This window comes from Nitrospira sp. BLG_1 (genome assembly GCF_047338595.1).
In the GTDB taxonomy this organism is placed as follows: domain Bacteria; phylum Nitrospirota; class Nitrospiria; order Nitrospirales; family Nitrospiraceae; genus Nitrospira_D.
Window position 1 is genome coordinate 90,171 of record NZ_JBLFBO010000006.1, and the last position, 12,117, is coordinate 102,287.

The 12,117-nt window shown below is 52.5% G+C and carries 15 protein-coding genes; 9 read left to right on the top strand and 6 right to left on the bottom strand.

Annotated elements, in window-relative coordinates:
• Positions 1-201: 201 nt before the first annotated feature.
• The 9 genes from ACMTNU_RS08075 to ACMTNU_RS08115 all read left to right on the top strand — a co-directional run bounded on the left by ACMTNU_RS08075 (position 202) and on the right by ACMTNU_RS08115 (position 7,570).
• Complete coding sequence (locus tag ACMTNU_RS08075; protein WP_413934724.1) at positions 202-2,526, top strand: P-loop ATPase, Sll1717 family; 2,325 nt, start codon at positions 202-204, stop codon at positions 2,524-2,526.
• Between the two features lie 112 nt (positions 2,527-2,638).
• Positions 2,639-3,034 carry a DUF1810 domain-containing protein gene (locus ACMTNU_RS08080; RefSeq protein WP_413934725.1) on the top strand — a complete coding sequence of 132 codons (396 nt, stop codon included), beginning with the start codon at positions 2,639-2,641 and terminating at the stop codon, positions 3,032-3,034.
• A gap of 100 nt (positions 3,035-3,134) precedes the next feature.
• Positions 3,135-3,356, top strand: a complete 222-nt coding sequence (locus ACMTNU_RS08085) for a type II toxin-antitoxin system HicB family antitoxin (protein ID WP_413934726.1) — start codon at positions 3,135-3,137, stop codon at positions 3,354-3,356.
• Entirely contained in the window at positions 3,353-3,565 is a 213-nt protein-coding gene (locus ACMTNU_RS08090) for a type II toxin-antitoxin system HicA family toxin (protein ID WP_413934727.1), read from the top strand. The genes ACMTNU_RS08085 and ACMTNU_RS08090 overlap by 4 nt, the downstream gene beginning before the upstream one ends.
• Positions 3,566-3,709: 144 nt before the next feature.
• The gene (locus ACMTNU_RS08095; RefSeq protein WP_413934728.1) at positions 3,710-5,287 is read left to right on the top strand and encodes a sigma 54-interacting transcriptional regulator; all 1,578 of its coding nucleotides are present in this window, start codon (positions 3,710-3,712) and stop codon (positions 5,285-5,287) included.
• A 254-nt stretch (positions 5,288-5,541) separates the two neighbouring features.
• Positions 5,542-5,916: a DsrE family protein gene (locus ACMTNU_RS08100; protein ID WP_413934729.1), complete on the top strand. Its 375-nt coding sequence runs from the start codon at positions 5,542-5,544 to the stop codon at positions 5,914-5,916.
• Positions 5,917-5,989: 73 nt separating this feature from the next.
• Entirely contained in the window at positions 5,990-6,589 is a 600-nt protein-coding gene (locus ACMTNU_RS08105) for a pyridoxamine 5'-phosphate oxidase family protein (RefSeq protein ID WP_413934730.1), read from the top strand.
• A 61-nt stretch (positions 6,590-6,650) separates the two neighbouring features.
• Entirely contained in the window at positions 6,651-7,010 is a 360-nt protein-coding gene (locus ACMTNU_RS08110) for a hypothetical protein (RefSeq protein WP_413934731.1), read from the top strand.
• Between the two features lie 80 nt (positions 7,011-7,090).
• On the top strand, positions 7,091-7,570 hold the full coding sequence (locus ACMTNU_RS08115) for a DUF1348 family protein (RefSeq protein ID WP_413934732.1): 480 nt from the start codon (positions 7,091-7,093) through the stop codon (positions 7,568-7,570).
• A gap of 126 nt (positions 7,571-7,696) precedes the next feature.
• On the opposite strand, the gene ACMTNU_RS08120 is transcribed toward ACMTNU_RS08115, so the two are convergent.
• The 6 genes from ACMTNU_RS08120 to ACMTNU_RS08145 all read right to left on the bottom strand — a co-directional run bounded on the left by ACMTNU_RS08120 (position 7,697) and on the right by ACMTNU_RS08145 (position 11,982).
• Positions 7,697-7,954, bottom strand: coding sequence for a hypothetical protein (locus tag ACMTNU_RS08120; protein ID WP_413934733.1), 258 nt, complete (start codon positions 7,952-7,954; stop codon positions 7,697-7,699).
• Between the two features lie 74 nt (positions 7,955-8,028).
• On the bottom strand, positions 8,029-9,030 hold the full coding sequence (locus ACMTNU_RS08125; protein WP_413934734.1) for an OmpA family protein: 1,002 nt from the start codon (positions 9,028-9,030) through the stop codon (positions 8,029-8,031).
• Positions 9,031-9,101: 71 nt separating this feature from the next.
• The gene (gene mscL, locus ACMTNU_RS08130) at positions 9,102-9,524 is read right to left on the bottom strand and encodes a large-conductance mechanosensitive channel protein MscL (protein WP_413934735.1); all 423 of its coding nucleotides are present in this window, start codon (positions 9,522-9,524) and stop codon (positions 9,102-9,104) included.
• A gap of 49 nt (positions 9,525-9,573) precedes the next feature.
• Positions 9,574-10,692, bottom strand: a complete 1,119-nt coding sequence (locus ACMTNU_RS08135; protein ID WP_413934736.1) for a YdiY family protein — start codon at positions 10,690-10,692, stop codon at positions 9,574-9,576.
• A 231-nt stretch (positions 10,693-10,923) separates the two neighbouring features.
• Positions 10,924-11,628, bottom strand: coding sequence for a response regulator (locus ACMTNU_RS08140; protein ID WP_413934737.1), 705 nt, complete (start codon positions 11,626-11,628; stop codon positions 10,924-10,926).
• Between the two features lie 45 nt (positions 11,629-11,673).
• A complete protein-coding gene (locus tag ACMTNU_RS08145) occupies positions 11,674-11,982 on the bottom strand; it encodes a hypothetical protein (protein ID WP_413934738.1) in 309 nt (102 codons plus the stop codon).
• Positions 11,983-12,117: the final 135 nt, after the last annotated feature.

Consider the following 12,117-nt stretch of genomic DNA (forward strand, 5'->3'; position numbering starts at 1 on the left):
GTGTCAAGATCCCTTACGCTCTTTAGGAAGCTCAAGAAAACGGTGTTCTGGGCGATCAAACAGTGCGGTACGTGGGATCAGCATAGCTGAGCGCGGTGATCATTTATTCAGCCTGTCCCCTTTTATTTCCCGCCTAGTAAAGAAGGGTCCTGTTGTTGATGATATAAGTCCTTTAAGTTACTATCCTTTGCAGAAGGTCTTATGGACAAACCCGTCGGCTTATTCGCCTACCCTTCCAATCCTGTTACTGTCGGACAAGCTATCCAGACAACTCTAAGTCAAACCGAAACGTCCATTTCTTCTTGGGAAGAAAATGATATCGCTGGAAGATTCCTACTGAGCCCTATTCTCACCAGAATTGAAGATGGCAACTGCTTACTCGCAGACATCACTTATCTCAATTTCAACGTTGTATTCGAAATTGGCTATGCGATAGGCAGAAACAAACGTGTCATCCTGCTTAGAAATACATCGTTGATAGGAAACGATGACCTAAGAAGAGAGGTGGGAATTTTTGACACTTTGGGCTATCAGAGCTATGCAAACTCTGTAGAACTCTCAAGAATTATCACTTCCATTGATGACCTTGACCCATTGATCATCGACAGAACAACTCTGAATCGCCCGGTGCCAATTTACTTAGTCCTACCAAAGGTAAAAGCGGATTCTGAAATCAGAGTGATTTCTTGCCTAGCAAAGGCACGTCTGGAAAAGCGCACCTATGACCCGCAAGAGCATGGTCGGCTTGGAGCCGCAGACGCCATAGACGAAGTGGCTCAGTCTCTTGGAGTTGTTACATTGTTACTACCATCCAGCAGAGTTGATGCTGAAGTTCATAACATTCGCGCAGCGTTTATTGCTGGATTATCGATGGGTCTTGATAAACCACTGTTACTTATTCAGCTAGGAAATGAACCTGTTCCACTAGACTGTCGCGACCTTGTTTATTCTGTCAGTTTCCCTAATCAGATTGATGAGCATATTGCAGAATTCTCCCCCAAAGTGATGGCACTCTACCAACTGATTGCGCCACCCCTCCCAATTCAGCCGAAAACTTTCGTTGCTAAACTCAATTTAGGTTCGTCTTCCGCAGAGAATGAGGTGCCAGACTTAGCCGGATATTACCTGGAGACAGACGAATTTCGGCGTACAAGCCGGGGCGAGGTAAGAATAGTTTCTGGGCGGAAAGGCACTGGAAAAACTGCGCTCTTTTTCCAGCTGCGAAATCGACTGCGTGACTTTGGCAAATTGGTCGTGCTCGACTTACGCCCCGAAGGTTTCCAATTATTAAAATTCAAGGAGCGAGTTCTTGACTATCTGGAAGAAGGATCAAGAAACCACACCATTACAATATTGTGGGAATACCTTCTCCTTCTAGAGACATGCCACAAGATCCTTAAAACTGACGAAGCTGCACACATGCGAGACCAACGCCTCTATCTACCGTATAGAGAACTCGTTGATGCCTACGGTAAGGATCAATATGTCTCAGAGGGTGACTTTGCTGAAAGAATGCTAATGCTGACTCAGCGGATGGGAGATGCATTTGAAGCACATAATCACGCTCATACTCCCAATAAACAGCTTACATCAGGAGAAATATCCGAAATAATATACAGTCATGACGTAACAGCTTTGCGGAATAGACTCGTAACCTACCTCAAGCACAAAGAAGGTCTCTGGATTCTATTTGATAACCTTGACAAGGGCTGGCCACCTTTCGGAGTTACAGCTCATGACGTGATTACTTTACGCTGCCTAATAGAAGCACTTACTAAGATTGAGCAGCAGCTCGGGAAACGTCACATTTTGTGCCACGGCGTTGTTTTCATTCGAAACGACGTCTATGAAATGCTCATTGATTCTTCCCCTGACCGCGGGAAAGCAGCTCAGATCACATTGGATTGGACAGATCAGGATCTACTCAGAGAACTGCTTCGTAGGCGGTTTACCTATAATCTCCAAGATGACACGCTAAAGTTTGAAGATTTGTGGTTGCAGGCTTGTGTTTCACATATCAAAGGATCTGAAACTTCTCAATACATTATAGACCGTAGCCTTATGCGGCCACGGTCACTGATAGATCTACTTCGACTCTGTAGGAGCCATGCAGTTAATTTAGGTCATGACAAAATTCAAGTGGCAGACATTGAGGCCGGTGAGACCACGTTCTCCAATGTACTGCTCAATGAGATGTCACTTGAAATACGAGACGTGTTCCCAGGAGCGCAAAATATTCTTTACGAATTCCTTGAATGCGAAAATGAATTAACAGAGACACAGGTATTACTCTTTCTAAGAAGAAAGATAGAAGAAAGTAACTTACAGAAGGTCTTTGATCTACTCATTTGGTACGGCTTTTTAGGACTTATTCGCGGGACAGGTGAAGTGACATTCATTTATCACGTACTGTATGACTTTAAGAAATTAAAGGGGTTGATTGAAAACAAAAGAGCAGCAGGAGGTGCAAAGTTTCTAATAAACTCTGCTTTCTGGAAAGCATTGGAGACTAAGCGGCTTTCATAAGCTAACACATCGAAACTCGCCGAAATCCCGCCGAATGGAAGCACACCCCTTTCCCGCACTAAACTCTGCTCGTCAAACCTTCATTACTGTGACATATAGGAACGAGTAGCGCGTGTACGACACAGTCCTCGCTGAGCTCCGAGCCGGGAGAAAGTCCAGTCACTGGATCTGGTTTATCTTTCCGCAAACCGCCGGTCTTGGCCACAGCAGCATGGCACAACAATTCGCCATCGCCTCGCTTGAAGAGGCCAAAGCCTATCTGCAACACCCAGTCCTGGGTCAGAGACTCCGAGAGTGTACCCAGCTTGTTCTGAATGTGGAGGGTCGCAGCGCCGAGGAGATCTTCGGCTATCCCGACTATCTCAAATTCCGGTCCTGCATGACCTTGTTTTCAGCCGCCACCACTGACAACACCCTCTTCAAGAACGCGCTGGAGAAATACTTCGACGGGCAACCCGACCAATCGACGCTCGACATCCTGGCACAGCAATGTCTTAGGGCAATATAGAGGGACACCTGGCCGCGTCCTAACCCCCTTCAGAGAGTTACTTGATTTTTAGCCGAGTGGGGCTTAGCCTAGCACTAGTTGAACGACTTAGAGGATACTCATGGCAAAGGTTACTCAATTTAAAATCGAGTTAGAACAAGAGGAAGATGGCCGCTGGATCGGCGAGGTGCCATCACTGCCCGGCGTGATGGCCTATGGGCAAACGAAAGGTGCTGCCCTCGCGGCTGTCCAAGCCTTGGCTCTTCGTGCAATGGCCGATCGCCTCGAACATGACGAGGCGGTACCTGAGGAGCTGCTGAACGTCTCGTTTATTGCGGCATGAGCCGTTGGCCGTCGACTCACGCTTCTCGTGTTCTCTCCAGACTCCTCCGCATCGGTTGGCAGATCAAACGAACGACCGGTTCTCATAAAATTCTACAACGGACTGGATGGCCCGATGTCGTCTTTGCGTTTCACGATCGCGACGAGATTGGTCCACGTATGTTGGCCCGCCTAGCCAAGGTGACAGGTCTTAAACCAGAAGACCTGTGAAAACAGAGGCCGGTTCTCAGCACCACCTCTCTCATCAGCAGCGCATTTCCATCCCGCAACCAGCCTCCTCCTACAGATTGACAATCCTCGGTCCGGGACTTATCGTCCTCCACGCTGGACCTCGTCCACATCGGAGACCACCAGATGGAGAGTCCTTCCTCGTCAACCCCATCCTCCCCTGCTCAGAAGGCGCTTGATCGCATCGCGCTGCAGATGGCGTCGAGCCTGGACCTCCATGTCGTGCTCACCACCATCACACAAGGTCTCGTCGATGACCTGGACGCCGCCTTTGCCCGCATCTGGCTGCTCGGTCCAGGCGATCTCTGTACCGGCTGTTACAAGGCCTCTGCCTGCAGAGACCAGACCCAGTGTTTACATCTCAGGGCGAGCGCGGGACTCTATTCAACTCTCGATGGGGAATACCGCCGTATTCCGTTGGGGTCGCTGAAGATCGGCAAGATCGCCCAAGGTTCGGGGCCGATGCAGACCAACGACGTGCTCGGCGACGATCGACTCCCGAACAAGCAATGGATGAAAGACAACGGGCTCCAGTCCTTTGCCGGGTACCCCCTCGTCTTTCGCGGGGACGTGCTTGGCGTCATCGCGATGTTCGGGCGACGCCCCTTGGCGGATGAGGAATGTGAACGGCTCGCCACGTTTGCCCATCAAGCAGCCACCGCAATCAAGAACGCCCAGCTCTTCGCCGAAGTCGAGCAACTCACCAATCGGCTTCAGGCTGAAAATGTGTACCTCCGGGAAGAGATCAAACTCGACCATCATTTCGATGAAATCATCGGTGAGAGCCAGGCGATGAAGGCTGTGTTGAAGAAAGTCGAACAAGTCGCACCGACCGATTCAACCGTCTTACTCTTGGGCGAAACCGGCACCGGCAAGGAGCTCATCGCTCGAGCCGTACACGACCTCAGCCCCCGCAGCGCGAGACCGCTTGTACGCGTCAATTGCGGCGCGATCCCCGCCAATCTCGTCGAGAGCGAATTGTTCGGCCACGAGAAGGGTGCCTTCACCGGCGCGCTCGCCAAGCGAATCGGACGCTTTGAACTGGCCGATGGCGGAACCATCTTTCTGGACGAGGTGGGTGAATTGCCGTTGGATGCACAGGTGAAACTCTTGCGTGTGCTCCAAGAACGGGAGTTCGAACGGATCGGCAGCGGCCGTTCCACAAAGGTGAATATCCGAGTGATCGCAGCGACGAATCGAGACCTCCCTGCCGCGGTGAAGGCCGGTTCATTCCGCTCCGATCTCCTCTACCGGCTCAACGTCTTCCCGATCGACCTGCCACCCTTGCGCAATCGGACATCGGATATTCCGCTCTTCGTGCGTACCTTTGCCGGACGATTGTCCAAGAAGTTTGGGAAACGACTCGATCAGATCTCGCAACAGACCATGGATCGCCTCATGCGCTACACCTGGCCCGGCAACGTCCGCGAACTGGAGAATGTCATCGAACGGGCCGCGATCCTCTCACCAGGACCTGTCCTCCAGGTTGATGAGGTGCTCTTCCAATCGGATCAAGCAGCAGCCCCTGACACGTCATGCACGCTCGAAGAAGTTGAGCGGGCCCATATCACCCTCGTACTACAAGAAGTTGATTGGGTGGTCGAAGGGAAGCAGGGCGCGGCGACGAGACTGGGCCTTCATCCCAATACGTTGCGATCCCGCATGCAGAAACTTGGCATCAAGAAACCACGTCCCTCCTCCTGATCACACATCCGACAGACTTCCTCCGATATATCGTAGAGCCACGAGATATCGTGGAACTGTCCGTCTGCCTTCTCACATCATGTTGAACCATTCTTTCATCTAACTCCTGACCTGTTCAGCAGTTTCTTCGCTTTCGTCGATGACGACAAGTCATGGCATCCGCCTTGCCATATCAGCTCAGCACGATGGCGATTCACATGCAACAACCCATCACAAACCGTTTATCAAGACCGCTTAACCATCAAGGAGGATCCATGAAAACAGCAATCATTGTGATGTCAGACCCGAAGAATGGTTCAGAAGAAGCCATAGGGCGGGTCTTTAATGCGCTAGCGTTGGCTGCGGAGTGCAAGCAGAAGGGTGATGAAGTCGCTGTCGTCTTCAACGGCACTGGGACCCGTTGGCCGGCGGAGCTCACCAAACTCTCGCATCCCGCCAACGGACTCTACAACGCCGTACGGGATGTTGTGCAAGGCGCATCTTGCGGTTGCGCGGATGTCTTTGGCGCGAAAGAAAGCGTTGAATCGTGCGGCGTCCCGCTCAAGAAGGACCATGCGCTGGCTGGCACATCAGGTCTGCTGAGCTTACGCCGGTATGTCAGTGAAGGTTGGAACACGGTCGTATTCTGACAGCACGAATAGGGAAGAGATCAGCCTGGTAACGGTTATCCGTTGCCAGGCTGACTCGATGGAGGGTGAGCCGATGGCGATGAAATATCTCGAGACGATGATGACCGAGTCGGTGCTTCGCGCCCAGCAGCAGTACTATGGGCATGCGGCGAATATCAGGGGTGCTCCTGATCGCGATCTCCTGGGGGAAGGAGAGGCTGAGTTTCTCGCAGCTAGAGATAGTTTCTACCTGGGCACGGTGAGCGAAACCGGCTGGCCCTATGTCCAGCATCGCGGAGGGCCGAAAGGGTTCCTACGCCTACTCAACCCCTCAACCTTGGTCTTTGCGGACTATCAAGGGAACCGACAACTCTTGAGCACGGGCAATCTGTCTGTGGACGATCGGGTGTCCCTCTTTCTCATGGACTACCCGAATCGGACCAGGCTGAAAATCCTCGGCCATGCGAGGGTGGAAGATGCCCGGTTGCATCAAGACCTTGCGGCACAACTCGCCAACCCCGGCATGAAAGCACGAGTGGAACGCATCGTCTTCATCGACGTGGTGTCGTTCGACTGGAATTGTCCGAAGTACATCACACCACGCTACTCGCTCGAAGAGGTCGAAGAGCTGGTGGGCCCGTTGAAAGCCAGAATCGCCGAACTCGAGGCTCAGCTGCCTCTGCAAAAATCATAGAGACTTCGGCCATTCAGTAGTAGCACCATTTAATGCCCTCAGGCATAAAGGAGCAATCATCATGAGCAAGTCCGTGAAGGACACGTTGGAGGAAATGTTGGGCATCCTGAAGGAAGGGCAGATGACGGATGGGCAGAAGCGGTACTTTGCCGATGACGTCGTGACACAGGAAGGCAACCAGGCACCGGTCGTGGGCAAACAAGCCGCCATTGAGCGACTGGACAAATTTAGAGAGACGATCGGGGTGGCCGCCTTTGTCAGCTATACCATCGGCACCGTGGCTGTTTCTGGGAATACCAGCTTCTACGACTCTGTGCTGACCGTAAAATTGAAGAATGGGCAAACGATCAGCCTAGAACAAGTCGTCAAAACGGACTGGCTGGACGGTTTGATCATTAAAGAACGGTATTATCATAGCTAAAGATCTGCATTGAGAGGGCGGGAGCCAACGGCGATTCCATTCGCGCCCGCCCTCAATCCCAACGGAGAGGGTCCACCATCATGAATAGTCTCGAACAGCCTCGGGCTCCGTTACCCCCATTCACCATGGAATCTGCGATCCAGAAAGTACGAATGGCTGAAGACGCATGGAATACGCGAGACCCCGAGCGAGTCTCGCTGGCCTACAGCGCCGATAGTCAATGGCGAAATCGTTCAGAGTTCCTAACGGGTCGAGACGCTATCGTTCAGTTCTTAACGCAAAAGTGGAACAAGGAGTTGGATTATCGGCTCATCAAGGAACTGTGGGCCTGGCAAGATAACCGCATCGCTGTGCGATTTGCGTATGAGTGGCATGATGACTCAGGAAACTGGTTTCGCTCGTATGGCAATGAAAACTGGGAGTTCGACGACCATGGCCTGATGCGACGGCGTTTCTCGAGTATCAACGATCTCTCCATCATGGAATCCGAGCGGAAGTACCGCTGGCCGCTGGGCCGGCGTCCTGATAGCCATCCCTCGCTTAGCGAGTTGGGCTTCTGATGATCTCTTGAGAAAGAAGGATTGCGCGAGAGCTGCTTTCACAGGAGAGTATGGGGGCTGCCAGGCTGTTAAGCCTGGCGCGTCCGTACCGCGCCAGCCTTAACAGGAAGAAACAGCTTTCACACACTACTTGCCAGTGACAGCGTCTTTGAGCTTCTTCCCTTCATCTTTCATTTCTCCCGCATTCTTCATGGCATCCTGAGCTTTGAGATCCTTCGCGCTTTGTGCGGTTTCTCCACCCTCTTTCTTCACCTTCTCCGCTTGACCTTTCACCGTCTCAACCTGTTGCTTCATCGAGCCCATATCAACAGCCCAGGTCGATGTGGTGAACCCGATTAGGGAAACTGCCACAACTACGTACGTGAGAGCCGTTCTTGTTTTCATGGTATGTCTCCTAAAGATGAAAAGGCCGGTAGAAGCCAAACAATTTCCGCTGCCTCTACCGGCGTATTAGACTGCTACTTGATGACCACTTCAACCCGTCGATTCTTGGCACGCCCAGCAGCTGTATTATTGCTGGCCACAGGATCGCTCTCTCCATGGCCGGCTGCCGTCAGGCTACCCACACCGCCGTCCCGAAGAGCCTGTGCTGCGCTGTCTGCCCGAGCATCCGACAGTTCCTTATTGGAGGGAAACTTCTTGGCAAGCGCACCCTTGATGGCCACATTGTCCGTATACCCGGCAACATGCACCGACTTTTCAGGAAAGTCCTTCAGCACATTCCCGACGCGTCTCAACGCATCAGCTCCACCAGCCTTCAGTTGATCTTGTCCTGAGTCAAATAAGAGACTCGATGCCAGATTGATGGTGAGCGCATCGCCGGCTTGATTGACCGACACCGTCCCTTTTGAGATTTCAGGCCGCAACGCTTTCAAGAGATCTCTCTCAGCCTGTGCCAGGCTCCCCTTGCTTGCCCCCAATTGCCCTTCAAGGTCTGCAATCCGCTTCCTTGCTGCCGCTAATTGGGCTTCCAACTCTTCGGCCTGTCGATCATGATCTGCCTCGTGTTGCTTCAGCGCAGCCAATTCCGCTGCCAGCCGATCTCTTTCACTCTGTAATTGGCCCAGGTCACCTCTGGCCGACGACAGCTGGCTCGATAGCGCATCATGATCACCGGCACCGGAACGAAGGTGCGCAATCTCATGATCGCGATCGGCCAGCTGCCGTTCTAACTCACTCACACGGCTGCTCAGTGCTCCATTTTGTCTTCGCGCCGCGTCCAGTTCGTCCGCCAGCCGTTGACGTTCTCGTTCAAGAGCCGCAAGGCGGTCAGCCATCGGATCAGAGGCCACTGCCTTCGCAGTTGACGGACACCCGCTGCCTTGGTGATAGCCATACCATTTCTTGTCGATACAGACGGTCGGTTGTTTGATATAAGACGAGGGATGGTTAGGCATCGTTGAACAACCAACGAGGGCAACCAAACCAGTCAATACGGTCGCGGTTTTGAGGGCTCCCATAGTAGTCTCCTTATTCTCAGATCTGCGAGACAACTGCCTCACAGGATCGAGCGTTGACGGTTAAATTGATCTTACTGACGATTCTTGAGCAAATCACGGATCTCCATCAACAACTTCTCCTCGTTGGTCGGTTCCGGCGGCGCAGGCGGTGGAGGTGGGGGAGCCTCTTTCTTAAATCGGTTGACTTGCTTGACCAACATGAAAATAACGAAGGCGATAATGATGAAGTCAAACACGCTCTGCAGAAACACTCCGTAGTTCAGCGTCGGAGCCCCCGCAGCTTTCGCTGCGGCCAAGGATGGCGGCGATGTTCTCGATAGATCGATGAACAAGCTGGAGAAATCCACTTTGCCCATCAGTAAGCCAAGAGGGGGCATGAGGACGTCACTCACCAGTGACGACACGATCTTCCCGAATGCCCCGCCGATGATCACACCGATTGCCATGTCGAGGACATTGCCCTTCATGGCGAATTCTTTGAATTCCTTTAACATGATGTCTTCCTCCTCAACGAACCCATTGATCTACACCCCCACAGGGACGCTAGCGTTTGCGAGTGGTGTCGAATGCATAGCCTAACGTGAGCAAATATAAGTTATCGGTATCGCCCGTTCCTGCGGGCGGTCGATTATTGTATCGAGTCGTCACTTGGAACCCGCTGGCCAGACCGGCAAAAATCTTCATGCGAACGCCGTTATCCATTGTGAAGAAGAAATCCGACGCGTTTTGCACTGATGGGAAGATCTCATTGTAGTGGTACAGCGTGATACGTCCATCAAACAGCGGCCAGTCCCATTTCATCGCAACCCGTGCGCGAAAGCTCGCCCGATCGTCGGTGAGGCGATTGTCGCGGTAGTCCTCATTGAAATAGGTCGGACCGGCTTCGGCGTAAAACGTCATGTCTTTAAAGATTCCATTAAAGTCTCCGCGCTCGATGAATTGATAGCCCGGTCCGCTGGCGATGGCTGTTCTGAGCTTGAGGTTTTGGAGGAAGTCGTTTTCGACATAGGCCGACGCAAACCAGAACAGCCGCTTGGTGATGAAGAAGTCCAATTTAATGGTTCCCCGGGCATTCCTGACTTGTAAACTCCCGCTGTTGTCTCCATAGACGTAACGGCCCAACAAGGTCAACCGCAATTGTTCACTCCGAGCCACCAAATCTCCCAGTACGCTGACGTTCCGCAGATGGCTGTTTCCCGTTGACTGCGAGTAGCCAGCATTGATGCTCCCCGTATAGATGACCGGCGATTGGATAACCGGATTGACTTGAGTGACCGCGTCCATCGGAACCGTCAGAGCATCTCCGGTCGGGCCCGCCTTCACCTTCATCATCCCCGGGTCCCCCTCTTCCACCGTCCCGTTAAGAATGGTCCCTTCCTTTAAATGAAATGGAATGGGATGTGAGACGGCAATCTTACTCACCTCCGACCACTTGACCTTGATGAGATCTGCAGCCAGGGCGCTTTTGATCACCAGGAGTCCACCGGTCATTTCGATCACTTCGCCGTGTATCACACTGCCATCTTTCAGAGTGACCACATCCAGAACCGGTGCGGCCTGTGACACGATTGCTGCGTCATCAGCAGATAAGGCGGGACTCCCCATTGTTGTTGTCAGACACCACACCATGATCAACCCAGCCGTGACTATCGATGGCCTCATTGGTCCTCCTTCTTAATGATACGTAATTTCATAGCGCTAGTCGGACTTACGGATATACCGTGTTTACAAGAACACTTCAAGGAATCCTTTCGGCCTCGGCACGCAGAGCCTTCCATATTGCTCGTCCGCAATCCCCCATTCATCCATGGCTTCCACACGATGTCGGACATCGACTTCCTCTTTGCCATAGGAGGATGGGCGTGAATCAGCACTCCTTCAAAAGAGATCCGGTCAATTCCGCCGCTTCTTTTCGAGATCAATGTAGTACCGAGCCGCTTCAGAGCGCCTGGAAATTCTAAGACGCTTATAGATCTTTTGCAGGCGAGAGGCGACCACCGTGTGCGCGACATTCAGCTCTCGTCCGATCTCTTTGTTGGTTTTCCCGGAGGCCACTAAAGAAAGGAGGTCCTGCTCCTCCCTTGAGCACGTCTCCTTCCATTGCTCGTGCCCTGACGTACTGCCCTCGCGGAGCCATTGGATTACCTGCTCGGTTAAATGCTGATCCATAATGGCACCTCCGTTCGCCACGACCTCAAGGCTCTTCGCTATGGAGTTGGCCGTGGCACTCTTCAATAAGTATCCATGCGCTCCGGCCATAATCGCCGCACGCAAGATGTCCTTATCATCCTGCGTGGTAAAGAAGAGGACTCCGACTTGTGGATGAAGCTGCCGAATGGTCTTACAGAGATCAATCCCGCTGTCCTGTCCCACTCGAACTTCTACCAGGACCAGGTCCGGCTGTTCGGCCTGAATGGTCTGGAGCGCCTCCTGTCGAGTGCCGGCCATACCAATAACTTCGATTTCATGGCTTCCGGAGAAAAAGTCTTTGATTCCCTGAAGCGTCAGGATGGAACGATCAATGATCAGCACACGAATTGGCTGCCGAACTCCAGCTGATTGTTCCATACGACACTCCCGATTCTGCGCGAGGCTCATGACATGACTCCTTGGCTCTTTGTGTTGGCTCTTCGGTAGCAACGTTCATTTCCCGGCATGCGCTCGGCGTGCGTCCATCCGAACTCTTATGGACGGCTTTATAGGAATACCCTCGGATGCCTGTTGATAATCAGAGGAATTCAGCACTCTGCACAGATCAACGAAAAAGTCGACGAAGGCGCCGATCAACCTCTCACGGCACGCCAGCTCTTCAGTCCCCTCTACCGATTTCCACCGGTCATTCACTTTTTTCAGCACCACCAGCCGATGGGTGTGCGTCCCACGATTGGGTTCTGTCGTCAGCAGGTAATTTTCACCATCTGTCCCTTTGACAAGGAGCCCTTGAGTCGTCATAGGGATATCCCCTCCTCGGTTCGTATCTGACCTGGTCGCGAACAACGTTTCGCGAGCGAGATAGCGCTCTCCTGCCATGATGCCACTACCAATCCTCGTGCCAGGATTCTGATGCACCAACCAGTGCTGATTATC

Bases quoted from the DNA above. Each gene is read 5' to 3' on its own strand.
- ACMTNU_RS08075 (WP_413934724.1), top strand. From the start codon at position 202: ATGGACAAACCCGTCGGCTTATTCGCCTACCCTTCCAATCCTGTTACT.
- ACMTNU_RS08085 (WP_413934726.1), top strand. From the start codon at position 3,135: ATGGCAAAGGTTACTCAATTTAAAATCGAGTTAGAACAAGAGGAAGAT.
- ACMTNU_RS08090 (WP_413934727.1), top strand. From the start codon at position 3,353: ATGAGCCGTTGGCCGTCGACTCACGCTTCTCGTGTTCTCTCCAGACTC.
- ACMTNU_RS08095 (WP_413934728.1), top strand. From the start codon at position 3,710: ATGGAGAGTCCTTCCTCGTCAACCCCATCCTCCCCTGCTCAGAAGGCG.
- ACMTNU_RS08100 (WP_413934729.1), top strand. From the start codon at position 5,542: ATGAAAACAGCAATCATTGTGATGTCAGACCCGAAGAATGGTTCAGAA.
- ACMTNU_RS08105 (WP_413934730.1), top strand. From the start codon at position 5,990: ATGGCGATGAAATATCTCGAGACGATGATGACCGAGTCGGTGCTTCGC.
- ACMTNU_RS08110 (WP_413934731.1), top strand. From the start codon at position 6,651: ATGAGCAAGTCCGTGAAGGACACGTTGGAGGAAATGTTGGGCATCCTG.
- ACMTNU_RS08115 (WP_413934732.1), top strand. From the start codon at position 7,091: ATGAATAGTCTCGAACAGCCTCGGGCTCCGTTACCCCCATTCACCATG.
- ACMTNU_RS08120 (WP_413934733.1), bottom strand. From the start codon at position 7,954: ATGAAAACAAGAACGGCTCTCACGTACGTAGTTGTGGCAGTTTCCCTA.
- ACMTNU_RS08125 (WP_413934734.1), bottom strand. From the start codon at position 9,030: ATGGGAGCCCTCAAAACCGCGACCGTATTGACTGGTTTGGTTGCCCTC.
- mscL (WP_413934735.1), bottom strand. From the start codon at position 9,524: ATGTTAAAGGAATTCAAAGAATTCGCCATGAAGGGCAATGTCCTCGAC.
- ACMTNU_RS08135 (WP_413934736.1), bottom strand. From the start codon at position 10,692: ATGAGGCCATCGATAGTCACGGCTGGGTTGATCATGGTGTGGTGTCTG.
- ACMTNU_RS08140 (WP_413934737.1), bottom strand. From the start codon at position 11,628: ATGAGCCTCGCGCAGAATCGGGAGTGTCGTATGGAACAATCAGCTGGA.
- ACMTNU_RS08145 (WP_413934738.1), bottom strand. From the start codon at position 11,982: ATGACGACTCAAGGGCTCCTTGTCAAAGGGACAGATGGTGAAAATTAC.